Origin of the sequence: Bifidobacterium sp. UMB1197 (assembly GCF_030217745.1) — a bacterium.
In the GTDB taxonomy this organism is placed as follows: domain Bacteria; phylum Actinomycetota; class Actinomycetes; order Actinomycetales; family Bifidobacteriaceae; genus Bifidobacterium; species Bifidobacterium vaginale_B.
In genome coordinates, this window is sequence record NZ_JASOOL010000010.1 from 22,373 (window position 1) to 47,734 (window position 25,362).

Below are 25,362 nucleotides of genomic sequence, written 5' to 3' on the forward strand. Positions count from 1 at the left end.
ACCCAAATAACAATGCTCTTTGCGTACATTACTCCACCAAGTGAAGTAGAGATTCGAGATTTTTCGCCGCGAAAGAGGCGAGCCTCAGCGCCAAAGGTGGTGACTCGCCGAGAGAGCAAGAAAAATCGAGAATCTCAGGCGACTAGCGATACGCAATTGTTCAAGCATGCAAGAGGGCTGGGTGATTCTTGGTCGAACAGTATAAGAGCGGCAGCCGATACCAAATAATCCAATGACTCACCCTACAAACAAACCTCAACACAAAAACAAAATCAAAGCCAAATCGGAACAACCGCAACAACAGACTACACGTAATAGGCGGAGCGTTGTGAGACAAGAAACACCCAGCCCTCCTACACATCAAATAGGAAATGTCGCTCGCGACCGAGTTTGTAGCTCGACACGCCATGAATCGCTACAAAACGCCCGAATTATAGCAACATTCTCGGGAAAACATATAGTCCACGCAATCAGGCATAATAGAAAAGTTATTCGCGTGAATCGAAGCCCTCTTATCGACCACGCGAGGAACAGTGGAACTCGCAAGGAGTGCCCCACACCCGAGCGAAATTCTACGACTTTAGTTATAAGGAGAGCCATTTTGGCAACCAAGATTCGTCTTAAGAGATTGGGCAAGAAGTTCTACGCCTTCTATCGCGTTGTAATTTCTGATTCGCGCAACAAGCGTAACGGTAAGTCCATCGAAGAGATCGGTATCTACGATCCAAACAAGCAGCCATCTTTGATTCAGATTAAGTCTGATCGCGCACAGTACTGGCTTGGCGTTGGCGCACAGCCAACCGAACCAGTGTTGAAGCTGCTAAAGATTACTGGCGATTGGCAGAAGTTCAAGGGTCTCGATGGTGCAGAAGGCACATTGAAGACTTCTGAGGCTGGCCCAGACGCCCAGGCTCGTGTTGAGGCTGTAGAAGCCGAGGCTCAGAAGCTTAAGGCTGCTAAGTCCGAAGCCGCTGCAAAGGCTCAGGCCGCTGCAGAAGCCGCTAAGAACGAAGCCGAAGAAGCCGCAGAAGAAGCTCCAGCAGCAAATGCTGAAGCCGAGGAAAAGGCTGAGTAATTATGCTGGCTCAAGCTGTGGAACATCTCATTAAAAACATCGTGGATTTTCCAGATGACGTATCCGTGCGTTCTCATTCAAACGCTCGCGGCGAACTTTTGCGCGTGCGCGTAAATCCAGAAGACATCGGTCGCGTTATTGGAAGAAACGGTCGTACCGCCAATGCTATTCGTATTGTTGTGCAGGCTCTAAGCCATCGCAACGTGCGCGTAGACATTATGGACGTACGTAAGTGAGATTGAACGTGGCTAAAAACCAACTTTTTGACAACCCTCAGCAAGGTGAAAACACCCTACTGAGGGTTTGTCGTATTGGAAAAGCGCAAGGATTGAAAGGCGAAGTCACGGTTCAAGTTTTTACCGACGAGCCTTATAATCGCTTTGAACCAGGCAATGTGCTTTACACTAAAGACGGCGAGCGCGAGTTTACAATCGAAGCTTCCCGCACGTTTAAAAACCGCTGGATTCTGCTTTTTGAACAAAGCTTAAATCGTAATGACGCAGAGTCCCTAAACGGCTTGGAGCTTTACACTAAGGCTCAAAGCGCGGAAGAATTAGAGCAAGAAAACGCCTGGTATATTAAGGATTTAATAGGCCTTAGCGCGCACATTTGCAAGAATAATTCACTTGGAGTTACGTCGCGCGAAATCGGCAAAGTTGTAGACGTTGTGGACGGCGCGCAGTCACTGCTTAAAATCCGCCTTTTGGAGCCAGTTGGCGATGATAAAACCGCGCTAGTTCCATTTGTTCAGGCGCTGGTTCCCGAAGTTAATCTTAAAGAAAAATATTTAACCTTAGACCCTCCAGGCGGACTGATTCCTGGGCTTTAATGCGCAGGATTTACGCTTAAAGGCTTTAAAATGCAAATCGACATAATCTCCGTATTTCCAGAATATTTTCGCATGCTCGATCTGAGTTTGCTCGGCAAAGCGCAAGATAACGGCCTGCTTAAAATCAACGCGTATAATCTTAGAAAATGGACGCACGACGTTCATCAGTCGGTTGATGACACGCCAGTTGGCGGCGGCGCGGGAATGGTGATGAAGCCAGAAGTGTGGGCGGAGTGCCTGGATGAGCTGCTTTTTAGTGGCAATAATGACGCAGATAATGGCGATAATATCGCAAATAACAGCATTGATAACGGCACAGTTCTAATCTTCCCAAATCCTTCTGCCCCACTGTTTTCTCAAAAAGACGCAACGCAGCTAGCAAACGCCAAGCGACTCGTGTTTGGATGCGGCCGCTACGAAGGCTACGACGCGCGAATCCCCGAATACTACAAATCACGCGGCGTAGACGTGCGCGAGTACTCGATTGGCGACTACGTTCTGAACGGCGGCGAAGTGGCTGTTAGTGTTATGGTAGAGGCCATTACGCGCTTGATTCCAGGCTTTATGGGCAACCCCGAGTCGATTGTGGAAGAGTCGTATACGGGCGCGGACGCGATTCTTGAGCATCACCAGTACACGCGGCCAACAACTTGGCGCGGCCTTAGCGTGCCTGCGATTCTTACTTCGGGCGACCACGCTAAGGTGGATCGCTTCCGCAGAGACGATGCGTTGGCGCGCACAAGCCAAATCAGACCAGATTTGATTGAGAAGCTTGATTGCAAATCGCTTAGCAAGCAAGATAGAAAAACACTGCTTAGCCTTGGATGGGAGGTTTCTGGCGATTCGCCGACGCGCGCCAACCTGCCGTAGCGCTTAAAGCGTAGCGCGCGAAGGCAATTTGGCGCGCTGAGCCGCTCAAAACAGAAGCACTGCTTCTGTGCGGCGAAGACGTTCGCGCGCTTAGACCGCGCGAACGAAAAATCTCGAATCTCTACCTAGCTTGGCAAAGCATAAACGAAAATAAAAATCAATGCGTAGAAGGTCAATGCGTAGTAGCTTGAATAAACATCACGGCAGTTTCGCCATAGTTGCGCGTGTCGAAAATCTCCCACCCCGCGCAAATCTTAGGCGCAACACTGCGCGCACTACGCTCCAAAACAATCAGCGTATCTGCCGCCTCGCTTACAACGCCATTGCTAACCATGTTTTCAATCAGCCGCTCAACTTGCGCCGTCTCCAACGCGTACGGCGGATCCACAAACACCAGCCCAAACGCCTCGCCGCTGTAATCTTGCACAAACTGCTCCGCGCGCTTTTTATTTACGCGCACGCTTAAATCCTGGCTCCACGCGCTTTGACTTTCTAGCACTTTAACGGTTTTTGCAATTAGCGCCGCCGCGGCCGCGTTCGCCTCTACACACACCAGCTCGTTTGCGCCCCTAGAAATCGCCTCTACTCCCAACGCCGCGGTTCCAGCGAATAAGTCGAGTACGCGCGCTCCCTCGCACACTCCCCACGAGTCGAGTCTAGAAAAAATCGCCTCTTTTGTACGGTCTGTTGTGGGTCTTGTACATGACTTTGCGGCGCATAATGGCGTGCCTTTAAATCTTCCTGCAATTACGTGCATGTTTTAAGCATATCATTTTAAATCACTTTGACTTACGATTGCAATTTTGATTTGCGTAACCACTTTGACTTGTGTCAAATTTTATCCCTGCTAAAATTGTATTGGCCATTTGTTTATAAACATAAACAAATGTTGCTTAGCACTGGTTTCTGGCGATTTACCCCTAGCCACAGCTAAACAATGATGTTTGCAAACGACCTACGCATAAAATAAAAACAAACAACAAACAACAAACAACAAAAACAAACAAAAACCATCAAGCAACAAGGAACAAAAATGACTTCAATCATTTTAGATTGCGACCCTGGCCACGACGACGCTATGGCAATTCTGCTAGCGCTTGGCAACCCAAACATTGATTTGCTTGGCGTAACAACAGTCGGCGGCAATCAGAGCCTAGAAAAAGTAACGTACAACGCGCGAGCAACGCTAGAAATGGCTCACGCAACAAACATTCCAGTTCACGCAGGCTGCGATCGCCCAATGATTCGCCCGCTAGAAGTGGCCGCCGCTGTGCACGGCGAAACTGGCCTAGACGGAGTAACGCTTCCAAAGCCAACTCGCCCATTAGACGAAGGCCACGCCGTAAACTGGATTGTTAACACGATTATGAACAGCGAGCCAGGCACAATTACCCTTGTTCCAACTGGCCCACTTACAAACATCGCAATGGCGGTGCGCATGGAGCCGCGAATCGTTAGCCGCGTTAAAGAGGTTGTGCTTATGGGCGGCGGCTATCACGTTGGCAATTGGAGCGCGGTCGCAGAATTTAACATTAAGACGGATCCAGAAGCGGCTCACGTTGTGTTTAACGAAGATTGGCCTATTACAATGGTTGGTCTGGATTTAACGCATCAGGCGCTTTGCACGCCGCAAGTGCAGGCCAAAATCGACGCAATCGGCACGCCTCTTTCGGCTTTTGCAAGCGGTTTGATGGACTTCTTCCGCAAGGCGTACCAAAATAATCAAGATTTTATTGACCCGCCTGTACACGATCCATGCACGGTTGCATACTTGATTGATCACAGCGTTGTGCAGACCCGCAGATGCCCTCTAGACGTTGAAATTAAAGGCGATTTAACGCTTGGAATGACGGTTGCAGATTTGCGCGGACCAGAGCCATCAGCCAGCGAATGCCACACGCAAGTGGCCACTAAGCTTGACTTTAACAAGTTCTGGGATTTGATTATCGACGCTCTAAAGCGAATCGATGGAATCAAATAATAAAACAATAGACATCAAATAATAGATATAAAACAAACAAATAGGAGTTATTATGACTGAGGTTTCATCTCCAGCTCCACACATGTTAGACAAGGGCGGGCGCTCAATCGTAGCACTTATGACCGCACTTCTAGTGGCCATTTTTGCGTTCCAGCTAAACGCATCCATGCTCTCCCCAGCACTTGCCACTATGACGCACGAGCTTAAAACAACAGATACGCAAATCGCGCTAACACAAACCGTGTTCTTTACGGCGGCGGCTCTGTTTTCGCTATTCCTGCCGCGCTTGGCAGACCTTGTTGGCCGCAAAAAGGTGCTTACTGGCATTCTGGTTTCAACCATTTTAGGCTGCGTTGTTAGTGCCATTGCGCCAAACGTTACGGTTCTTATGATTGGCCGAATCCTTCAGGGTGCAAGCGGCCCTGTTGTACCAATGTGCTTGATTATGCTGCGTGTGCGCGTTAGCGAAGAAAAACGTTACGCAAAGTTGATGGCAATTTTAACCTCTGTAAACGGCGGAATTGCAGGCGTTGACGCACTTGCAGGCGGCTGGCTCGCAGGCAACTTTGGCTTTAGATCTGTATTTTGGACTATGGCTGTAATCGGCGTGATTGCAGTTCTTTTGGTTATATTCCAAACCGAAGAATCGCACGCACAAGACACCCCTAAGATGGATTGGATTGGCGTTGTAACGCTTGGCATTGCATTCTTGGCTGCATATCTTGCGATTAACGAGATCGGCAAGCTTGCGGGCGCCAACTTGACTCTTGTGGCGGTTCTTGTAGTTCTTGCAATCGTTTTCTTTGTAATCTTCTGGAACGTAGAGGGCAAAAGCTCCGCTCCGCTTGTTTCTACAAAATACATGAGCCAGCGCCGCACTTGGGGCTTGCTTTCTTGCACGCTTCTTACAATGACGGGCGTTTTTGCAATCATGAATGGCGTTGTGCCTCAGCTTGCGCAAGACGCTAAGTCTGGAGCCGCAATGAGCGCAAGCGTGGTGAGCTTTGCAACTCTTACGCCGTACGCAATTATTGGCTTTGTGTTTGGCCCTGTTGCTGGAATGCTCGCCGCAAAGTTTGGATACCGACTCGTTTTGCGCGCTGGAATCCTTGTGAGCGTTATTGGCGTTGTGTTTGGAATGTACGTCTCCGAGATGCCTTCTGTCTGCGGGCTTGTAGTGCTTTCTTTGTGGCTTGGAATTAGCTACGCAGGCGTTGCAAACATTATGCTTAACGGCCTTGGAATTGTGCTTTCCCCTAAAGATAATCCTGGATATTTGCCTGGCATGAATGCTGGTGCGTTTAACCTTGGAGCAGGATTGAGCTTTGCGATTCTCTACGCTGTTATGACCAATTTTGCGCAGAACGCTGGAGCAACCACTGGCTACGTTGCTTCGATGATTGCTGGAATTGTGTTGCTTGCGCTCGCGTTTGCATGCTCGTTCTTAATCCCTAAACCAGAAGATTGCGAGTGATTTACTAATCAATCACAAGAAAATAACAGAATAAACTAAGACCGCAGTTTTTAGCTGCGGTCTTTTTATATTTGCCAGTCAGCACTCAAACGCGCTCATGAATGTTTTGCATTCGCTCCTCAACAAGTTCTGGCGTCATTGCCTCATGTACCGCCTCAACAGACTCAGTGTTCAGCGCCGCAGCTGCCACCGCAAATCGCCCTGTCTTGGAGTTATCAAAATGATTGTACCTAGCGTAAATCAGGGCTGCTGTGGCTGCATCGCTAGAACCATTGTCATTACCAACCGCCTTAGCGCCTTCGGATCCGTTTCCTCTAGAAACAATCATCCTTTGTACGCGCTGCAAAGGCACAGGGTAAAACGCAATGCCTTCCCCAAGAATTCCATACGCAACGCCTTCACGCCCCGAATTAACAAACACGCGCTTAACTCCGCGCTTAAGCAGAGCCTTTGCACATTGCACGGCTGACCTTTCGTCTACAGCGCAAATTCCAGTAAGCGCTTGCGATTCTGCCGTGTCTAAAACAAGCGTATCAATGCAATTTAGGCGCGAAAGTATTCTCGGCGCTTTTGCATCCGTTATTGCGCGAACCATAATCGGCTTTCTGTAGTTATCGCACACCCATTCAAACGACTTTTGCGAGATGTTGGTGTCTAGTGCAACAATGTCTGCGTTTTCTATGATTGATATTCTTTCGCGCAAAAAGTCTGGCGTCATGTAGTCGTAGATGCTCATGTCGTCTAATGCCAAAAGCCTTTGCCCAGATGCGTCTCCAACATACATATAAGACGCTGTCATGGCGTCTGGCAGCTGCTTTGAGTAGCCTATGTCTAGTCCGTTTATGGATGCGTCTATTTTAAACAGCTCGCCATTGTGGTCGCCTCCGTACACAGAGACCAAGCTTGCGCGCGTGTTCATCCTCTCTAAAGCAACTGCGATATTTCGCCCAACTCCGCCAAGCGCGTAACGCACCTTTGCAGCGTTCGACGTGTAGTCCATAAGATCTCCGCACGCGATTCCCAAAACATCCATGCTTATTCCGCCGATTACTGTTACGTAGCTTGGTGGCGTAACAATGTAACCTTTGCCTCTAAGGTACCCTTTGCGAATCAAATTAGAAATGTGCGCTGCCACGCCCGATCGCGTAATACCAGCTAAATCTGCAAGCTCCTGCTGACTAATCATAGGATTCTGCTGAATCCACGACAATATTTGTTGTTCGCGTTCAGTCATCTTTGCCTCGTCTCTCGCGTTTTTACCTTATACTTCTAGAATATTCAAAAATTGTCTTTTTCGCACGTAAATTGTAAAAAATTGTGCGATTTTCTTCGCGATTTTCTTCTAATTGCTCAAAATTGCCGTGCTGCTTCCACGAGTAAAGTCTAAAACCGCCCCAGCAAGTTGCGTGTGATTTTGCAAAGTTGGGTCGCTTGCAAGAATCGAAGTTGCGCATTGCCTTGCGTCTGCAATAATATGCGCGTCTTTAACAACTCTAAGCAGCTTTAAGCTTGATTTTCCGCCAGATTGACTGTCTCCTAAAACGTCTCCAGCGTTTCTAAGCTCCAAGTCTTTTTGCGCAATCACAAAGCCGTCTAGCGATTCTTCTACAACCTGCAAGCGCGCTGCCGCCAACTCGTTGTCTTGAACTGCAGATACCAAAAAGGCCCATGATTGCGTGCCTGCTCTACCAACTCTGCCTCTAAGCTGATGAAGCTGCGCAAGGCCAAAGCGATCGGCGTTAAAAATCACTATGCAACTGGCTTTTGCAACGTCTACGCCAACTTCGATTACGGTTGTAGAAACCAAAATTTGCACTTTGCCGCTTTCAAAATCGCGCATAATACTGCGCTTTTCCTCGTCGCTTGTGCGGCCTGTAAGCTCGGCAAAATTGACGCCACTAAATTGAGGAAGATTTTTAAGGCGGGCTAAAATTTGCGATACTGTGTGTATTGGTGCGTTGGGTTGTGCGTTAGATTGTGCGTTGTTTAATGAATTAGATGAATACGCGGAAAAGTCGAAAGCAGCCGCAGAGTCGCCATTATCGCCATTATCGCCATTATCATCATCGTCTATTCGCGCACAAACAATGTACGCGCGCTCCCCCGCGTCAATTCTGGAGCGAATGTGGCTAAACATTGCGGCCATTTTTGCAAAGTCCAGCTCGTTTATAACAAACGTGCGAATCGGCTTGCGGCCGCCTGGAAGCTCCGTTAAGTAAGACGCGTCTAAATCGCCAAACCAAGTCATTGCAGCAGATCTAGGGATCGGCGTGGCCGTCATAACAAGAAGATGAACATCCGCATTATTGCTCATTTTGCGTATAAGCGAATCGCGCTGCTCAACGCCAAATCTGTGTTGCTCGTCGATTATAGCCAGCGCAAGGTTTGTGGGCTTAAAACTGGCGGAAAATGCGGCATGAGTGGCCACAATAATTGAAGGCTCGCCGCTTGCCACTTTTGCCAGCGCTCTTCTTCGATCCGCCAGCTTCATTCCGCCCGTCACAAGCGTAATTTCAACGCTTATGCCCGCGCGCTCAATCATTTTGCGAAGATTTTCAGCGTGCTGCTGGGCCAGAACTTGAGTTGGCGCAACAAGCACCGCTTGGTGGCCCGAACCAACAGCTTGAAGCATTGCGCTCATTGCCACAACCGTCTTTCCAGAGCCCACTTCGCCTTGCAAAAGACGACGCATTGGTTTTAGTGGGGATTCTGCGGTTGCTGGCGATTCACCTGATGGCGCGGTTGCTTGCGATTCATCTTGCGCATCTTGCATATCTTCCGTAATCTCGCCAATAACGTTTTTTTGGCCTTCCGTCAACGCAAATGGCAAGCTGGCTTCAAACTGTTGCCTTAAAACGCCATTGTCGCACGCGTAGGCGGATCCGTTAAGCGAGTTCTCGCGCGATTGCAAAACGGCGATTTGAGATATAAACGCCTCTTCAAAGCGCATTGTGTTGATTGCGCGCGCAAAATCCTCTTTGGTTTGCGGATTGTGGATTGACTCAAACGCCGCCGCGCGGTGCATAAGATTTTTACTTGCGATTACGGATTGCGGGAGAATGTCTGGCAGGGATTCAGGCAAGGACTCTGGCAAAGACTCGGGCAAGGACTCAGGCAAAGACTCGGGCGCAAAATCGCCACTATCGCAGCTCTTAAAAAGTCGCAATAATCCTAAAATCGTCTCGTGAATGTGGTCGCTAGAAATGCGTGAATTTGCGTGGTAAATCGGCTGCGGAGCGCAAAGTCTTTCCATCGCTTCATCAACGCTTTGCGCAACAAAATCGCCAGACGCGCTAGACTTCTCATCGTTGATAGACTTCTCACCATCGCTAGACTTCTCACCATCGCTACCCGCCGCCAAAACGCTTATAACTTGCGGATGCGTGAATTGCAAAACGCCATTAAACGCGCCGCTCACCCCGCCCACAACAACGGTTTGACCAACGCTCATGCGGCTGCTAACCCATTGCGCGTATTGCCTGTTTTTTGAAAAATAGACGATTTGAGCGCGCGCCGCATCTTGCGCAACGTTTACGTCTAGGCGATACCCTCGCCGCGCGGCCATTTGCACCAAGTTTATGGACTGTATAACCGCGCAAAACGCCACTTCTTGACCAGGCAAAATTTGGCTTAAATGCGCAGGTTTTAGCGGATTCGTGACTCTAAACGGGTAGTACGTTAGCGCGTCTTTTACCGTGACTACGCCTAGCGATTTTAGGGCAGATACGCGGCGCTTGTTGCCTACTAAGGATGATATTGGTGTGTTTAGTGTTACGGATGCGGCCATACTTCGATTATAATCGTCGCGCTACGATTTAAGCGCTCAGGCAGGTCGGAGCGCAAGTGAGGTGGAGATTCGAGATTTTTCGCAGCGGATGAAGCGTTTCGTTCGCGCGGATTAGCCGCGCTCACGTCTTCGCTTGCGTTGAAAGCACACCGTGCTTTCAACCTGAGCAAGCTCAGCGAATCGAAGTGCATTCGCGCGCTACGCTCTAAGCGCTCATGCAAGTCGATTCGCGCTTTTGTACCAAATTCGACCAAAAACACGTACAAAAAGCGGAAATATCGCTCGCTACGCTTTTCCTCACGGCTATTAGTAGCCGCTCGGCTGATTTGGCATGTAAAGTCCACTGGACTTTACATTTGAGCCAAATCACGCTTTGAAGGAGCTTGAAATGCATTATGCAATTTCAAGCTCAGTCAAAGCGCCCATGCAAGTCGATTCGCGCTTTTGTACCAAATTCGACCAAAAACACGTACAAAAAGCGGAAATATCGCTCGCGCGGTCTAAGCGCTCATGTAAGTCAATTCGCTAACAAAAAAGCCCCGAGCACTGCTCAGGGCCTTACATTTAACACGCGATTCACGCCTCAACGCGCTGAACCTTGCCTGCCTTAATGCATTTTACGCACACACGAAGGCGAACGTTTTCGCCATCAATGGTGGTGCGAACCGGCTGAAGGTTCGGGCGGAAGGTGCGCTTATTGCGAATGTGCGAATGTGAAACGCTGAAACCGGTCTGCGGTCCCTTGCCACATACTGCGCAACGAGCTGCCATAATGGACTCCTATTTTCTTTGACTTGCAAGTCTTGCGTCGCTCACTCACGCCAATCCAAATGCAACTAACCAATGTTAAATCGCACAAACAAACAGGCATGCCTGAACGCACAACTACACAAGTATATCACTACGCCCGACATTACAGCGTGAACGAGTTGGTATAACGCTTAAAATTCCGCAAAGTGCGGTAGAGATTCGAGATTTTTCGCCGTGAACGAGGTGAGCCTCAGCGCCGAAGGTGGTGACTCGCCGAGAGAGCAAGAAAAATCGAGAATCTCAGGCGATTAGCGATACACAATTGTTCAAGCACGCAAGAGGGCTGGGTGATTCTTGGTCGAACAGTATAAGAGCGGCAGCCGATACCAAATAATCCAATGACTCACCCTACAAACAAACTTCAACACAAAAACAAAATCAAAGCCAAATCGGAACAACCGCAACAACAGACTACACGTAATAGGCGGAGCGTTGTGAGACAAGAAACACCCAGCCCTCCTACAACACCAAATAGGAAATCGCGCAACAATAAAGTTCAGTTACAGCGCGAACGGCTTGCCATCGATCAAGATGCGCGAATTTTTGCGCAAGTCGGCAATATTTCTGCATCCAAGCAGCGCCATAATCACGCGAATCTGCGTCTTCCAATCCTCAATCTGCTCAACAAGCGCATCCATACCGCCGCAAGTGAGCGTATGCAAGAACTCGCCCGCAACTCCAACTGCGCTTGCCCCAAGCTTAAGCGCGCGCACAACATCAAGCGGCGTACGCACTCCTCCGCTTGCAAACACTTGCATTTGCGCAGAGTCGTAAGAATCGCAAGAATCGCCAGAATCGCACAAAATCTCATCGCATCGCGCTATATCCAGCAACGACTCAACAGTGGTAAGCCCCCAAGAATCAAGAAACTCGTAGCTGCGCCCGCCCCCGCGCCTTGCATTCTCAATCGCAACAAAATTCGTGCCGCCGCGCCCGCCAACGTCCACCGCGCGCACGCCAACATTTTGCAGGCGCAACACATCACGCGCGCTCATTCCGCAGCCAGTTTCCTTAACAACAACTGGCACTTTCATTGAATCAAGCGCGCTCACAATGGCCTCAATATTGCTAAGCCACGCGCTAAAATCGCGGTCGCCTTCGCTCATAACCAGCTCTTGCGCCGCATTAAGGTGGATTTGCAACGCGTTTGCCTGCAAAATTTCCACGGCTTTAATCGCCTGCTCAGCGGCGGCTCCCGCGCTCACATTCGCCATCACAAATCCGCGCGGATTAAAGCGTCTAATCACGCTAAATGTTCCCGCAAGCTGCGGATTTTTAAGCGCCGCGCTTAGCGACCCACACGCCATTGCCACGCCAGTTTTTGCCGCCACTCTAGCTAGCGACGCGTTTATATTTTCGCCATTTTTGCTGCCACCCGTCATTGCGTTAATGTACAGCGGAGCAGCCCATTTTTCGGCGGCACCAAGCACGCTCACGCTTGTATCTACGTCGCTTAACGCAAGCTGCGGCAACGCGTTTGGAATAAATCGCACTGCTTCAAACCCAGCATCCGCGCGCGATTTATATTGTTTGCACGCAAGTTTTATGTGATCGTTTTTGCGCTGCTCGATAAGCGAAGAATCGCGATTTTCATCAAATTCCGCCACTTGCAACCCAAGCGCCTCAATCCCGTTTTTTTGCCATTCGCTTTTAATGCGATTAGCCACTGCATCAAAATCTTGCGAGCGCGCAATCGCGATTCCGCAATCTCCTCCGCCTGCGCCGCTTGTTTTTGCTGGCAATCCTGCGCAATTTGCAGCCTCTATTAGCCGCGTAAGTTTTGACGTTTCGATTAGCGTTCCCGTTATTTCGCCAAGATCTTTTAGCAGCGTTCGATTTTGCGCAAATCCGCTTAATAACGCGTTAAAATCCCCATTTTCTAGGCTTTTTGCGATTTTTTGCACGCATTTTTCGCTTTGCGCACAAAAATCTTCGTATGTTTTGGCATGTGTTTTAGCGTGCTCGCGCGCGGCTGAATCGCCAGAATTTGCGCCAGACGCTGCGCCAGCCTTCACCCCAGCCTTCACGCTTCCAACAAGCTCCGCGCTGCTGGCAGGGCTCCCCGTCCACCCAACTAAAAGTCGCAAGCCACCGCCCACTTTTAATCGTTTTACTTCAAATCGCGGCCATTTTCTTTGCAGCAACTCGCACAAGCTGGAGTCGCCGCTTTCAATCATTTCCACTTCTGCTTTAAGCCATTCGCGATTGTATGCGCGGTATAATACCCACCCGCCGTATGCGCTTGCAGCCACATCTCCGCCGCTTCCTGACTTTTTTACTAGCGACGATGCGATTATGGCCAATTTGCACAGTTCTGGCGTTGCAATCGTCAACCCGTACCATTCGCACAGCGCGCGAACAGCCGCCACCGTTACGGCCGCCGAAGAGCCGAGACCGTATTTTTTGCCCGTTTTTTTATCGTCTAAATCGCTTTCAATGCGTACGTTGTATTCGCGCGCGCCGCCCTTTAAGCCTTGCGCTCCCGCCGCGCCCAACACGCCCATCTCGCGCGCATATTCATCTACTACGTTCATTGCGGAAATCACATACGCGTAGTATTTTTTAATTTTTTCTACATTAGTTTGCGCTGGCAAATCGTTGGTTGCTTGCGATTCTTCCGCGGGCAAATCGCAAGCATCCGCGCGGGAATCAAAGCCACATCCGCAACTTTTATCTAAAATAAATTCCCTGCTGTTGCCGCCAAAACGCATGCCGCCAAAACGCATGCCGCCAAAACGTGCTTCGTCAAACCTCCAATACAGCGGCTCAAAGTTTTTATCCTCACACGCAATTTTTCCGTAAAAATTCCTGCCGTAAAAATTCCTGCCGCAGTCGGCATCTTCAGAAAAATCGCAAGGAAAATCGCAAGCTCCAGCCGCGTCAACCGTAACTTTTACATATCGATTCACGGCTGCAACAATCGCAGCTTTTCCATCTACAACAGCGTATTCGCCTGCAATATAAAGCTTTCCAGGAGCTTCCGCTTGAAATTTAGTCATGATTTTCTCCGTACGCCGTCACGCTAACCGCACCGCCCGCTCGCGCAATAACAAACTGCGGATTGGATTGCGCAGAGTCGGAACCCGACGCCGCCAGCGAACCCCGCGATTGCGCAATCTCCTGCAAAACCCGCTGTCTTAACTCGTTTTTAACGCTCAAAGCCTTGCCCGCGCTAGTTAAAACCTTAACATTCGGACCCGCGTCCATTGTAGCCCAAACAGGCCACCCCTCGCCGCGCATTTGCCGCACAACTCTAAGCACGGCGTGCGTTTCTTCGCTAAGGTAATCAACGCTGGGATTGGCCGCGCGCATCGCCGCATGCATTCCCAAAGCATTTCGCTGCGAAACCTCGCCCAACGCCTCTAAATCGCAGTTTTTAATCGCTTGCAAAGCCGTTTTAAGGTCATCCTCGCAGCTTTTAATCCAACTTTTGTAAAGCGGCGATGTTTCAACAGTTTGCCGCATTGCAACGCGGCTGGAAATCTTCTTTTTGTTAGGATTTAAAACAACGGCCACCATTGCAAGGCTCAAATCTTTTGGCAATTCGATTGGCTCCGCGTAGCTTGTTTCGCTACTCTCGCCTGCGTTCCACAGCACCAATCCGCCATAAATCGACCTGCATGCCGAGCCCGACCCTTTGCGCGCCAAAATCGAAAGTTCGCGCGCGTTTAGCTTAAGACCAGCCGCATAAGATGCCGCCGCCGCCAGCGCCGCAAAACCCGAGGCGCTAGACGCAAGGCCCGCCGCCGTTGGAACCGTGTTTTTGCTTACGACTCGCGCTTTGCGGCTCGTTCCAGCCATTTTTCGCACCATGTCCAGCATTCTTACGATTCGCGCGCGTTCATTGCTTTGCAGCAAATCGCCGCTAAGCTCTACATCGTTTAAGCAAACGGAGTCGTCTGCTAGAGAATCATCAAAGTGCACGCTGGTTTTCGTTGAAAATCCGCCCAAAGTCAAAGATAAGGAAGACGCATACGGCAAAATCAGCTGCTCATCGCGCTTTCCCCAATACTTGATTAGCGCAATGTTTGCGTTTGCTTCCGCGATTGCGCAATGCGTTTGCATCGACTCGTCAAACGCTATTTTTGGCTCAATTTCAACGTTTTCCACAATCACCTTTCTAACCGCCGATTTCCACAATCCACGTTTTAACAGCGCCCGCGCGCTCTAGCGCCAATTTTACTTTAAGCGCATCCTCGCAGCTTTGCGCAAGCGCGATAACGCAACCGCCTCCGCCGCCGCCAGTCAGCTTTGCCCCCAAAGCCCCGCCTTTGCACGCGGCCCTAACCAACGCGTCTAAAAGCGGCGTGCTCACGCCTAATTGCGCAAGAATCTCGTGCGCGCGGCTCATCTTAAGCCCAATTTCCAGCGGCCGCCCAAGCTCTAAATCGCCCTCAGCGCTAATGGCGATTTTTCCAAGCTGCTCTAGAAGCGCATCAACCTCATGCGGATTCAAATCGCGCTTTTTGCGCAAAGCTTCAACCGTGTTGCGCGTTTGCCCCTTGCACCCCGAATCGGCCAAAACAAGCCACGCGTGCATGCGTATATTTATGTTGCTAAATTCGCCGCCAAAAAATCGCACCGCGCGCGCCGCAGCCGTAGCCTTAGCGTCTAATCCCGATGCCTTTCCATGTGCAACATTTTCCGCCTCTTGCGTGAGCGCAAACAGCTCGTCCTCGCTGGCTTCAATCGAGTAAAAATCTAGAATCGCGCGGATTACGGCACCTGCCGCCGCAGCCGATGACCCCAATCCTCGCTCTGGCGGAAAATCGCAAGCTGTTTCCACCTGCAACGCTTCGCCGCGCCAATTTACAAATTGCAAAGCCTTATAAATCGCGGTTTTAACGGAGTCCAAGCGCTTTGGCGCGTTTTGCAATGGCCCGCAAAAATCCAGTGCTTTAAGCGTTATGCTGTTTTTTTCATCCGCGATTGATGTGATTGATACGTTCGACGCGTTCGATGCGATTGATGCGTTCGACGCGTTTGATGTGATTGGCGCGTTTGCTCTCTTGACTGTGGCACGCATCTTAAGATTCTTCAACGGAATAGCCACTGCGCTGTAGCCGTAAACCACCGAGTGCTCGCCAAAAAGAATCACTTTTGCGCAAGTTTCGCCAACGCCACTTGCTAAACCGCTGCACTCGCTCACTAATCCTCCTTTGCAATGTTCTACAGGCTCACTCGTCGCCACTGCAATCGTCGCCGCTGCAATCGTTCGCCGCTGCAATCGTTCGCGTTAGGCTAGTCACATTTTCCCAACTTTTATAATTTAGTATCTAAAACGATTTAACACCACGATTTGCCGCATACACACACAACACATTCACATTTCCCGAAAATGTACCAAATTTGGCCTAAATCACGTACAAAACCCGTCAAACAACTCCGCACTTTGTACCAAATTTGACCTAAATCACGTACAAAACCCGTCAAACAACTCCGCACTTTGTACCAAATTTGACCTAAATCACGTACAAAACCCGTCAAACAACTCCGCACTTTGTACCAAATTTGACCTAAATCACGTACAAAAAGCGGAAATATAGGTCGTCGTTCGCGCGGTCTACGCGCGCGAACGTCTTCGCCGCGCAGAAGCAGTGCTTCTGCCTGAGCGGCTCAGCGAGTCGAGGTGATTTCTCGCGCATTATGCAGCTCGAAATCGTCGACTCGCACGCAGATTAGCTGCGCCCACGTTTGTTCCCTTTTGCCCGCGTTTGTTCCCATTTTTGGTGTTTTGGGAAACAAACACAAGAACACTCCCCCACGTTTGTTTCTTTTTCCCCACGTTTGTTCCCATTTTTGGTGTTTTGGGAAACAAACACAAGAACACTCCCCCACGTTTGTTCCCATTTTGGCCAATTTTGGAAACGAAAAAAGCCCCGCGCAAGTCGCAGCAAATAAAACTCGCCACAACTCACGCAGAGCTAATGCTTAAGATCAATCCAAATGGATTGCCTCCCATCGCAAATTCCGCAAAATCACAAGCAAGAATTCACAAGCAAGAATTCACAAGCAAGACCCGCAAAACCCGCGTGGGAAGCTGGAACACGTTTAACTACTCAGCTACAACCTTAACAGTAAAGGAAGCAGTGATTTCTGGGTGAAGAGCCACAGTTGCTGGGAATTCGCCAGTGGTCTTGATTGCAGCAACGCTAATAGCGCGTGCTTCAACAGCGGCCTTTGGCGCCAAAGCGGCAGCAATCTTATCGGCGGAAACACCACCAAAGAGCTTGCCGGATTCGCTCACCTTAGCGGCGATTTCTACAACAGTGCCTTCAATTGCGGCCTTAGCTGCAACGGCCTCTTCGCGAGTGGCCACAGCCTTAGCCAAGCGTGCGCGACGCATAGCTTCAATCTGGGAAGCAGCGCCCTTATTCCACGCAAAGGCCAAGCCCTGTGGAATCAAGTAGTTACGTGCGTAACCAGCCTTAACAGTAATAACGTCACCCGAGTGACCCAAGTTTGCAACGGTCTTGGTGAGAATAACCTTGGTTTCTGCCATGTTCTATCCTCTCAATCAGCGACCAGTGGTGGCGTATGGGAGCAAAGCCATCTCGCGAGCGTTCTTAACGGCCTTCGCGATCTTGCGCTGTTCCTGTACGGTTACACCAGTAATACGGCGGGAACGAATCTTGCCGCGGTCCGAAACGAACTTGCGCAACAAAGCAACGTCCTTGTAATCAATTTCAGTAATCTTGGCAGCCTTTAAAGGATTTGGCTTCTTCTTAAAAGGCTTGACCGGTGGTTGCGGCCTCTTACGTGACATAGGATGTCCTCTCTTAAATGCGTTAAACGTTTGTTTATACGCTAAACTGATGTTTTTAATTGTAAAGTCGTATTTAGATTTTTGCCGATATTAGTTTTACAAACAATAAGCCATTTTACTAAGCATATTTGCTAAGCTATCTGCCCTAAAGCAGCGGCGCCTAGACGCCATTAGCCCGCACAGCAAACTAGAATTCTGGCTCTTCGTCTGCTCCACCAAAATCGGAGCTAGCTCCAAACGTTGCAAATCCGCCGTTTGAAGGAGCCGAAGCGCTCCACGGGTCTTCAACGTTTACGCCCTGATTAGCGCCATTTTGCGCAGGCATTCCAGCGCCAACTCCAGCACCCGCACCAGCGGCCGCACTATTCGCATAATTCGCGCCGCCAGCATAACCACCAGTGTATCCACCAGCAGCCATTCCAGCGCCAGCGCCCATTGACGCGCCCGCTCCAAAATCAGCACCCTGATTAAATCCGCCATTATTCCCCGCAAAACCGCCCTTAGAGCTCAAACGATTAACTTGAGCGGTGGCAAATCGCAAGGATGGCCCAATCTCATCAACCATCAAATCAATGCTGTATCGCTTTTCGTTGCTGTTTTTATCAACGTAGTTGTTTGCACGCAACCTACCCTGAACAATAACGCGCATTCCCTTTGTAAGCGTTTGCGCGCAATGCTCGGCCAAGTCGCCCCAAGCAACGCATCTAAGCGATAATGGCGTGCCGTTAACGTAGCTGTTTGTTCTTCGGTCAAAAGTAGAAGAATTAGAAACAATCGTAAAAGACGTTCTAACGCTACCGTTGGAACTGGTAGCAGTCTCTGGCTCTTTAGCCAAATTACCAATCACCGTTATAACAGTTTCTCCAGCCATCGTAGCCTCGTTTCTATTAAGACTTGGAACAATTTTTTGGAACAATTAGAGCAAATCCAAAATAATTTTGAATATCTTAGATTTTGACTTTTTGACTTTACTTTGCTTTATTTTGCTTTACTTTGCGTCCTTGCGAAGAATCTTCGTGCGGACTACGGATTCGTTAAGATTCAAAACACGGTCAAGCTCGTCGCTAAGGGCTGGCTCAGCAGTGTAATTCACTACAACGTAGTTACCTTCGTTCTTGCCATTAATCTCGTAAGCAAGCTTACGGCGACCCCAATAGTCGGTACCATCAACGGAACCGCCCTCTTTGGTGACAAGCTCAAGATACTGCTCGGTCAACTTCTTAAGACCACGCTCATCAAGCTCTGGATCGGCAATGAACATCAGTTCATACTTATGTGCAGACATCACCCACCTCCTTCGGACTATTCGGCTGCGGGCTTTCCACAGCAGGAGTGTGTTTGCAAAATCGTTCGTAAATCAAGGTTATTACGCAATTTATTACGCAATAATCATGCACTAATCATGCAATATATTTTTGCATATTTAATTTTACGAACAACCTATTAATTCTACATCATGCTTGCGACTCACCGCCGCGCAGCTAATCAACAACACTAATGAGCGTAAATATTTCTATGCTTCATGTCTTCTGGAAGCGCGTTTCTAAGCGAAACAAGCGACCCAGACCTAAACACAGACCTAATTCCCGCAGCCAAAAGCGGCGCAATCGAAAGAACCGTCATGTTTTCTAAGCGCTTTTCTTCTGGAACAGGAACCGTATCCGTTAAAATAATTTCGCGCGCACCGCAACTCTTAAGTCGCTCTACCGCAGGCCCCGAAAGCAGCGCGTGAGTGGCAACCAAGGTAACGGATTTTGCACCCGCCCCCTTAAGCGTGCGCACCGCTTCGCAAATCGTGCCAGCCGTGTCAATCATATCGTCTACAACAATGCAATCGCGACCGCTAATATCGCCAATAATTCCGTGCGCTTCCGCATGATTTGGCCTTGTTGTATCGCGCGTTTTGTGAATAAACGCCAACGGCAATCCGCCTAGCTTTGCAGCCCACTGCTCCGAAACCTTGATTCGTCCAGCGTCTGGCGAAACAATCGTAGTGTTTTCTAGGCTCATTGTGTTGCGAACGTAGTCAATCAAAACTGGCATAGCCGTTAAGTGATCCACAGGTCCGTCGAAGAATCCCTGCTCTTGAGCCGCGTGCATGTCTACAGTCAAAATACGAGTAGCTCCAGCAGATCGGAACAAATCAAACATAAGTCGCGCAGTAATCGGCTCGCGACCTTGATGCTTTTTGTCTTGGCGCGAATACCCAAAGAAAGGCGCCACAACGTTTATGCTACGCGCGGATGCTCGCCTTAAAGAATCCACCATAAGCAGCTGTTCCATAATCCAATTGTTGATTGGATCGGTGTGCGCTTGCAAAACAAAAACGTCCGCGCCTCTAACTGGCTGCGTAAAGCGCACGTACATCTCCCCGTTTGCAAAGTCATAGGCAGTTGTTTCCAGCACGTCTATGCCAAGGTAGCTTGCAGTTTCTTCCGCAAGCTGTGGGTACGCCCTACCCGTTACCAGCATCATTTGCTTTTTTGGAGTGCCTTCAAGAATTGTTGACATATCTGCCTTCCCATTGCAAAATCGGTAAAAAAACGCGTACGCATCTAGTCTATCAGCATACAGCGCCACTACTCAAACGCACGAACCACCTGCTGCGCGCTGCCGTATGAGCTTTGCGCACCAAATCCCATTGCCGCATACGCCGAAACGTAAGTTGCCACTTGCGCGCTTTGCGCTAGGCTAAATCCAGCGGCGAGCGCTGCCAAAACGGTTCCCATAAACGCGTCTCCGCAGCCCGTGGTGTCTACTGCCTTAACGCGCTGAGGGCAAATGCGCACAACCTTTTTGCCATCTTGCGCAGCGTAGTCTAAAACAACCGAGCCTTTTGCGCCAAGCGTTACAACGGCCTCGTCGAAGCCGTACTCGTGCATAACGCGCGCCGCATTATCCCAGTCAAAATCGTCCCAATTTCCGTCTTCTGGCTCGCTAATTTTAAGCAGCTGCGCCATCTCGTGCTCGTTTACAAGAAGTATGCTTGCGTTTTCAATCAACTCGCGCGGAAGCTCGCTTACAAAAGGCGAATTGTTTAGCAAAACTTTTACGCCAGCCGCGTGCGCGATTTTTGCGGCCGCCGTTACGGTTTCCATTGGGCTTTCTAAGCAAAGTCCTAAAACGCTTGCGCTGCAAATCGCCTGCTTAACATCGTCTTGACTAATATATTCCACGCTCACTTTTGCGTTGGATCCTGGCGCGTAAACGATTGTATTTTCGCCGCCTTTGGCGTCTACTGTGATTACGGTTGCGCCGCTTTTTACGCCTTCTACGCGCAGGATTTTACACGTATCTACGCCAGCGGATTCCAGCGTGTTTAGCAGGAATTTTGCGTTTTCGTCGCTGCCTACCGCGCCAAACATTTGCACGTTTGCTCCGATTTTTGCGGCAGAAACGGCCTGGTTGCCCGATTTTCCGCCTGGCAGCACGCGCAAATCGCTTCCGTTTACGGTTTCTCCAGGATTTGGCAGGCGGTCGGCAACTATTGTGTAGTCGGCGTTCATGGAGCCTACTACTGCAACGCGATTGCTTGATTCACCTATCTTTTTTAGCGCACTAGCAAGCATTTCGCTGCTTAGCGGCGTGGTCTGTTCCATAATGACTTCCTTTCGTAAATCATTATTAAATTGTGATTAAAGTCGTTATTAAAGTCGTAATTAAGCCGTGACTTAAGCCGTAATTAAACCGTGACTTAAACCGTAATTTAAATCGTGATTAAACCGTGACTTAATTCTTAAAGCTGTGAACAGGCGCTGGAATTCGCCCGCCGCGCGAAACAAACTCCTCGCAGCTTTCGGTGTTTACTGGCATAATCGGAGCATACCCCATTAAACCGCCAAAATTGGCCATTTGCCCAACGCCTTTGCCTTCCACTGGGATTATGCGCACGGCAGTGGTTTTTTGATTTATCATGCCAATTGCCGCCTCGTCCGCAATCATTCCAGATATTGTTGCGGCGGTTGTGCTTCCAGGAATCGCAATCATATCTAGGCCTACCGAGCATACGCACGTCATTGCTTCTAGCTTTTCTATTTTAAGGCAGCCAGACTTTGCGGCAGCAATCATGTTTGCGTCTTCCGAAACAGGTATAAACGCGCCAGAAAGCCCGCCAACGTAGCTGCTGGCCATTATTCCGCCCTTTTTAACTTGATCATTAAGCATTGCAAGAGCGGCGGTTGTGCCAGGCGCGCCAACAGTAGAAAGTCCGATTTTCTCTAGGACTTCACCTACGGAATCTCCCACGGCTGGGGTTGGCGCAAGCGACAAGTCGATTATTCCAAACGGCACACCAAGCCTTCTAGACGCCTCTTGCGCAACCAGCTGGCCGACTCGCGTAATCTTAAAAGCTGTGCGCTTAATCGTCTCGCACAAGAACGCAAAATCCTTGCCACGCGCCTCGTCTAGCGCGCGCGAAACCACGCCTGGCCCCGATACGCCAACGTTTATTACAGCGTCTCCTTCGGTTACGCCGTGGAATCCGCCTGCCATAAACGGATTATCGTCTGGAGCGTTGCAAAATGCCACGAATTTTACGCATCCGTACGAGTCGCGGTCTGCAGTGGCGCGCGCGATTTGCTTGACTACTCGCCCAAGCAGCTGAACGCAATCCATGTCGATTCCAGTTCGCGTGGACCCAACGTTTGCGCTCGAGCACACAATATCCGTCTCGCTCAAGGCTTTTGGCAGCGATTCTATAAGCATGCGATCGGCGGCGGTCATGGATTTTGCGGGCAGTGCGGAATAGCCACCAATCAAGTCTACGCCAACTTTTTTAGCCGCTCTATCTAGCGCGTGCGCAATCTGCACAAAGTCGTCTGGGCTTTTGCATGCGGCCGCACCAACAAGGCTTATTGGCGTTACGGTTATGCGCTTGTTTACAATCGGAATTCCGTAGTCACGCTCAATCGCGCATCCCGTGCTGACTAAGTCTTTTGCAAGGCGCGTAATCTTGTTGTATACGTTTTCGCACACTTTTTGCACGCTTGCGTCTGCGCAGTCTAGCAGATTTATTCCCATTGTTATGGTTCTAACGTCGAGCTTTTCTTGCTCGATCATGGAGTTTGTTTCGCTCACTTCCATAATGTTTAGCATGGGCTTCTCCTACTAATCCCTAGATTCTGTGCATGTTTGTAAAGATTTCCGCGCGCTGGCAGTGTATGCTAACGCCTATTCCCTCGCCCAGCTTTGCCAGTTCTTCGGCCAGTTCGCCAAATTCTACGCTTATTTCGTTTACGTCTACAATCATCATCATGTTAAAGAATCCGTTGACGATTGTTTGAGATATATCTAAAATATTTGCTTTGCTGTTTGCTAAGTGAGTCGTGACTTTAGCTATGATTCCTACAGCGTCTTTGCCCACTACGGTGATTACGGCTTTGTTTTCATCATGATTAGTGGGATTAGTGGTGTTCATAATCACTCCTATTGGCTCTATTAGCTTTATTGGCTCTATGGGCTTATTAGCTATATTGGCTTTATTGGCGATATTTCGGCGCGGCGGAGGGTCTATATGCTATACACCATACGCCATTCGCGCGCGATTTTCTCCTTATTTATACTATTGCCCGCCGCGTATAATCGACAATTCGTTGCGATTGGATGGCGCTTATGCGTGATGCAGCGTGATGCAACGCGATGCAGCGTGATGCAGCGTGATGCGAGCTGATTTACAATGCGAACAACAATGAATAAAAAAAAAAACGCGGTAAAATACCGCGAAAACAAACATATTGTGGGTGATATAGGAATCGAACCTATGACCCCTTCCGTGTGAAGGAAGTGCGCTAGCCGCTGCGCCAATCACCCAAAATTTTTTAATTATGCGTGAAAGGCAATCCTTTCGAGTGGGCGATACAAGGTTCGAACTTGTGACCCCTTCCGTGTCAGGGAAGTGCGCTACCACTGCGCCAACCGCCCAGGTTGTTTATTAAGCTAACACGCTCAATCGAGGTGGGTACGAGAGTCGAACTCATCTATACGGCTTTGCAGGCCGCTGCCTAACCGCTTGGCTAACCCACCACAGGCCGATAACTCACCAGACCTAGAGCGGACAACGGGACTCGAACCCGCGGTCTCAACCTTGGCAAGGTTGCGCTTTACCAACTAAGCTATGTCCGCAACGCATTCTCGCTAACTAATGCCAGCTCGAAGCACGAGTAACTACTATACCCTAAATATTTTCAAATGCAAGTCCTATCCATATTTGGCGTGTCGAGCAACATTCTCGATCATTTTTCCCGATTTTGTAGCTGATTTTGCCATTTTTAACAACATTCTCGGGAAAAACCTCCCGATTTTGTAGCTCAACATGCCAATTTGAACAACATTCTCGGGAAATTGCTCGCGCGGATTAGCCGCGCTCAGGCAGGTCGTCGCGTACTTTTGTTGCTGATCTTTTACTCTTGCGCATTTCGTACAAATGTACTATACTCATATTTTCAAGGGTTTATAGAGTTGTATAGAGTTGTATATGGTCTTATAGAATTTTAGGAGGATTTATGGGAGATTTTGGAAATTTTAACGGCAATTATGCTGGCGATTTCGCGCAAAACCCAACAATCGTAGACACGCAGGCCACTTATGTGCGCGAGCAGGCCGAGCGCGTGAGCGTGCGTCGCGTTTATGCAGAAATGACCGTTGGCTTAATTGTTACAACGCTTGTTGCAATGTTTACGCAAAGCACGGGCGCGCTTTATTCGTACTTGTATGCTACGGGTAGGCTCGGCTTCTTCGGCATTGTTATTGCGCAGGTGGCACTGGCTGTTGTGCTTGGAATGCGCATTATGAAGATGAGCGTTGCGGCGGCGCGCGCGCTTTTTTACGCGTATTCGGCACTTACGGGCTTTACGCTTAGTACGATTTTTACAGTGTTTAGTCTTGGCTCTATTGCAATGGTTTTGGCTTTAACTGCGGGATTCTTCCTATGCCTTACCATGCTTGCGCTCACTACAAAAGTGAATATGCTTAAGGCTGGCCCAATTCTTATGGTTGCACTTATCGTGCTTGTAGTTAGCCAAGTTATCCTTATGTTTGTTGCGCCAAGCGCTGGAACTATGCGATTTATTGCGGCGATTGCGGTGCTTATTTTTGCAGGTCTTACGGCTTACGATGCGCAGAAAACGCGTGCGATTTTTGAAGCGTACGCCAATCAGCCAGAAATGATTAAGCGCGTTTCAATTATTTGCGCGTTTAATCTTTATTTGGACTTCATCAACATGTTTGTTTACTTGTTGGAGTTGCTGGGAAATAGGCGCGACTAGGTATTTGTGCGCTCGTGTGGCGCGAGTATGATGCGCGACTCGTGCGGGCGCGCGCTTATCCCAAGTTTTCCCAGGGATTATGGTAAAATGTGCGATTGTGCACTTTTTACGTTTATAGCGTAGCACGCACAACTGGATGGGTGTCCGAGCGGTCTAAGGAGACGGTCTTGAAAACCGTTGTAGGGAAACCTACCGCGAGTTCGAATCTCGCCTCATCCGCAAGCAGGGTTTCTAGCAAATCGCTAGAAACCCTTTTTTCGTCTCTTGCGTCTATAACAACAAAAAGCGGAAAAGTTGACGCATTTTGTACCAAAATCAACCCAAATCGCGTACAAAACGCGGAACACAACTCCGCACTTTGTACCAAATTTGACCCAAATCACGTACAAAACGCGGAACACAACTCCGCACTTTGTACCACATTTGACCCAATGATATGTACCCCTTTTTCTGGACACATATCCCTTTTACTTAATCACACTATCCACGCTGCGTGGATACTTCCCTG

At 49.3% G+C, this 25,362-nt stretch carries 22 protein-coding genes and 5 tRNA genes; 8 read left to right on the forward strand and 19 right to left on the reverse strand.

Annotated features, from left to right (window positions below):
• The first annotated feature begins 601 nt into the window (after window positions 1-601).
• The 4 genes from rpsP to trmD are packed head-to-tail and all read left to right on the forward strand — an operon-like array spanning window position 602 to window position 2,774.
• A complete protein-coding gene (gene rpsP / locus QP420_RS05890) occupies window positions 602-1,075 on the forward strand; it encodes a 30S ribosomal protein S16 (RefSeq protein WP_060786915.1) in 474 nt (157 codons plus the stop codon).
• A gap of 2 nt (window positions 1,076-1,077) precedes the next feature.
• Window positions 1,078-1,311 (forward strand): RNA-binding protein, encoded by a 234-nt coding sequence (locus QP420_RS05895; protein WP_016636230.1) that lies wholly within the window; start codon window positions 1,078-1,080, stop codon window positions 1,309-1,311.
• Window positions 1,312-1,319: 8 nt separating this feature from the next.
• On the forward strand, window positions 1,320-1,904 hold the full coding sequence (gene rimM / locus QP420_RS05900) for a ribosome maturation factor RimM (RefSeq protein WP_481616831.1): 585 nt from the start codon (window positions 1,320-1,322) through the stop codon (window positions 1,902-1,904).
• A gap of 30 nt (window positions 1,905-1,934) precedes the next feature.
• Window positions 1,935-2,774: a tRNA (guanosine(37)-N1)-methyltransferase TrmD gene (trmD, locus tag QP420_RS05905; protein ID WP_481616832.1), complete on the forward strand. Its 840-nt coding sequence runs from the start codon at window positions 1,935-1,937 to the stop codon at window positions 2,772-2,774.
• A gap of 172 nt (window positions 2,775-2,946) precedes the next feature.
• On the opposite strand, the gene rsmD is transcribed toward trmD, so the two are convergent.
• A complete protein-coding gene (rsmD, locus tag QP420_RS05910) occupies window positions 2,947-3,531 on the reverse strand; it encodes a 16S rRNA (guanine(966)-N(2))-methyltransferase RsmD (RefSeq protein ID WP_481616833.1) in 585 nt (194 codons plus the stop codon).
• Window positions 3,532-3,807: 276 nt separating this feature from the next.
• Between rsmD and uriH the strand changes: the two genes are divergently transcribed.
• Both uriH and uriT read left to right on the forward strand, forming a co-directional pair.
• Window positions 3,808-4,755, forward strand: a complete 948-nt coding sequence (gene uriH, locus QP420_RS05915) for a uridine-preferring nucleoside hydrolase UriH (protein WP_060786919.1) — start codon at window positions 3,808-3,810, stop codon at window positions 4,753-4,755.
• Between the two features lie 52 nt (window positions 4,756-4,807).
• Complete coding sequence (gene uriT, locus QP420_RS05920) at window positions 4,808-6,229, forward strand: uridine transporter UriT (protein ID WP_481616834.1); 1,422 nt, start codon at window positions 4,808-4,810, stop codon at window positions 6,227-6,229.
• Window positions 6,230-6,314: 85 nt separating this feature from the next.
• Here the strand turns inward: uriT and QP420_RS05925 are convergent, their stop codons facing one another.
• The 18 genes from QP420_RS05925 to QP420_RS06010 form a co-directional block, all read right to left on the reverse strand.
• Window positions 6,315-7,463 (reverse strand): PfkB family carbohydrate kinase, encoded by a 1,149-nt coding sequence (locus tag QP420_RS05925; RefSeq protein ID WP_415696008.1) that lies wholly within the window; start codon window positions 7,461-7,463, stop codon window positions 6,315-6,317.
• A gap of 108 nt (window positions 7,464-7,571) precedes the next feature.
• Window positions 7,572-10,016, reverse strand: coding sequence for an ATP-dependent DNA helicase RecG (locus tag QP420_RS05930; protein ID WP_481616835.1), 2,445 nt, complete (start codon window positions 10,014-10,016; stop codon window positions 7,572-7,574).
• 576 nt (window positions 10,017-10,592) lie between these two features.
• On the reverse strand, window positions 10,593-10,787 hold the full coding sequence (gene rpmB, locus QP420_RS05935) for a 50S ribosomal protein L28 (RefSeq protein WP_004105392.1): 195 nt from the start codon (window positions 10,785-10,787) through the stop codon (window positions 10,593-10,595).
• Window positions 10,788-11,326: 539 nt separating this feature from the next.
• On the reverse strand, window positions 11,327-13,825 hold the full coding sequence (fni, locus tag QP420_RS05940) for a type 2 isopentenyl-diphosphate Delta-isomerase (RefSeq protein WP_481616836.1): 2,499 nt from the start codon (window positions 13,823-13,825) through the stop codon (window positions 11,327-11,329).
• Window positions 13,818-14,936, reverse strand: a complete 1,119-nt coding sequence (gene mvaD, locus QP420_RS05945; protein WP_481616837.1) for a diphosphomevalonate decarboxylase — start codon at window positions 14,934-14,936, stop codon at window positions 13,818-13,820. Before mvaD ends, fni begins: the two co-directional genes overlap by 8 nt.
• Window positions 14,937-14,946: 10 nt before the next feature.
• Window positions 14,947-15,975 (reverse strand): mevalonate kinase, encoded by a 1,029-nt coding sequence (mvk, locus tag QP420_RS05950; protein ID WP_481616838.1) that lies wholly within the window; start codon window positions 15,973-15,975, stop codon window positions 14,947-14,949.
• 906 nt (window positions 15,976-16,881) lie between these two features.
• A complete protein-coding gene (gene rplI / locus QP420_RS05955; protein WP_004121179.1) occupies window positions 16,882-17,328 on the reverse strand; it encodes a 50S ribosomal protein L9 in 447 nt (148 codons plus the stop codon).
• 15 nt (window positions 17,329-17,343) lie between these two features.
• Window positions 17,344-17,592 (reverse strand): 30S ribosomal protein S18, encoded by a 249-nt coding sequence (gene rpsR, locus QP420_RS05960; protein WP_004105399.1) that lies wholly within the window; start codon window positions 17,590-17,592, stop codon window positions 17,344-17,346.
• A 187-nt stretch (window positions 17,593-17,779) separates the two neighbouring features.
• Window positions 17,780-18,463, reverse strand: a complete 684-nt coding sequence (gene ssb / locus QP420_RS05965) for a single-stranded DNA-binding protein (protein WP_481616839.1) — start codon at window positions 18,461-18,463, stop codon at window positions 17,780-17,782.
• 117 nt (window positions 18,464-18,580) lie between these two features.
• The gene (gene rpsF / locus QP420_RS05970; protein ID WP_060786896.1) at window positions 18,581-18,877 is read right to left on the reverse strand and encodes a 30S ribosomal protein S6; all 297 of its coding nucleotides are present in this window, start codon (window positions 18,875-18,877) and stop codon (window positions 18,581-18,583) included.
• A gap of 209 nt (window positions 18,878-19,086) precedes the next feature.
• Window positions 19,087-20,103: a ribose-phosphate diphosphokinase gene (locus tag QP420_RS05975; protein WP_415689456.1), complete on the reverse strand. Its 1,017-nt coding sequence runs from the start codon at window positions 20,101-20,103 to the stop codon at window positions 19,087-19,089.
• Between the two features lie 68 nt (window positions 20,104-20,171).
• A complete protein-coding gene (locus QP420_RS05980) occupies window positions 20,172-21,161 on the reverse strand; it encodes a ribokinase (RefSeq protein ID WP_481616845.1) in 990 nt (329 codons plus the stop codon).
• Between the two features lie 160 nt (window positions 21,162-21,321).
• The gene (locus QP420_RS05985; protein ID WP_481616840.1) at window positions 21,322-22,686 is read right to left on the reverse strand and encodes a DUF711 family protein; all 1,365 of its coding nucleotides are present in this window, start codon (window positions 22,684-22,686) and stop codon (window positions 21,322-21,324) included.
• Between the two features lie 19 nt (window positions 22,687-22,705).
• Complete coding sequence (locus QP420_RS05990; RefSeq protein ID WP_481616841.1) at window positions 22,706-23,008, reverse strand: ACT domain-containing protein; 303 nt, start codon at window positions 23,006-23,008, stop codon at window positions 22,706-22,708.
• A 319-nt stretch (window positions 23,009-23,327) separates the two neighbouring features.
• Window positions 23,328-23,400: transfer RNA gene (locus QP420_RS05995), tRNA-Val, on the reverse strand.
• A 39-nt stretch (window positions 23,401-23,439) separates the two neighbouring features.
• Window positions 23,440-23,511, reverse strand: a tRNA-Val gene (locus tag QP420_RS06000).
• A gap of 31 nt (window positions 23,512-23,542) precedes the next feature.
• Window positions 23,543-23,613: transfer RNA gene (locus QP420_RS06005), tRNA-Cys, on the reverse strand.
• A 26-nt stretch (window positions 23,614-23,639) separates the two neighbouring features.
• Window positions 23,640-23,712: transfer RNA gene (locus tag QP420_RS06010), tRNA-Gly, on the reverse strand.
• Between the two features lie 380 nt (window positions 23,713-24,092).
• On the opposite strand from QP420_RS06010, the gene QP420_RS06015 reads away from it, so the two are divergent.
• Window positions 24,093-24,854, forward strand: coding sequence for a Bax inhibitor-1/YccA family protein (locus QP420_RS06015; protein WP_481616842.1), 762 nt, complete (start codon window positions 24,093-24,095; stop codon window positions 24,852-24,854).
• Window positions 24,855-24,988: 134 nt separating this feature from the next.
• Window positions 24,989-25,073: transfer RNA gene (locus tag QP420_RS06020), tRNA-Ser, on the forward strand.
• The last annotated feature ends 289 nt before the right edge of the window (window positions 25,074-25,362 follow it).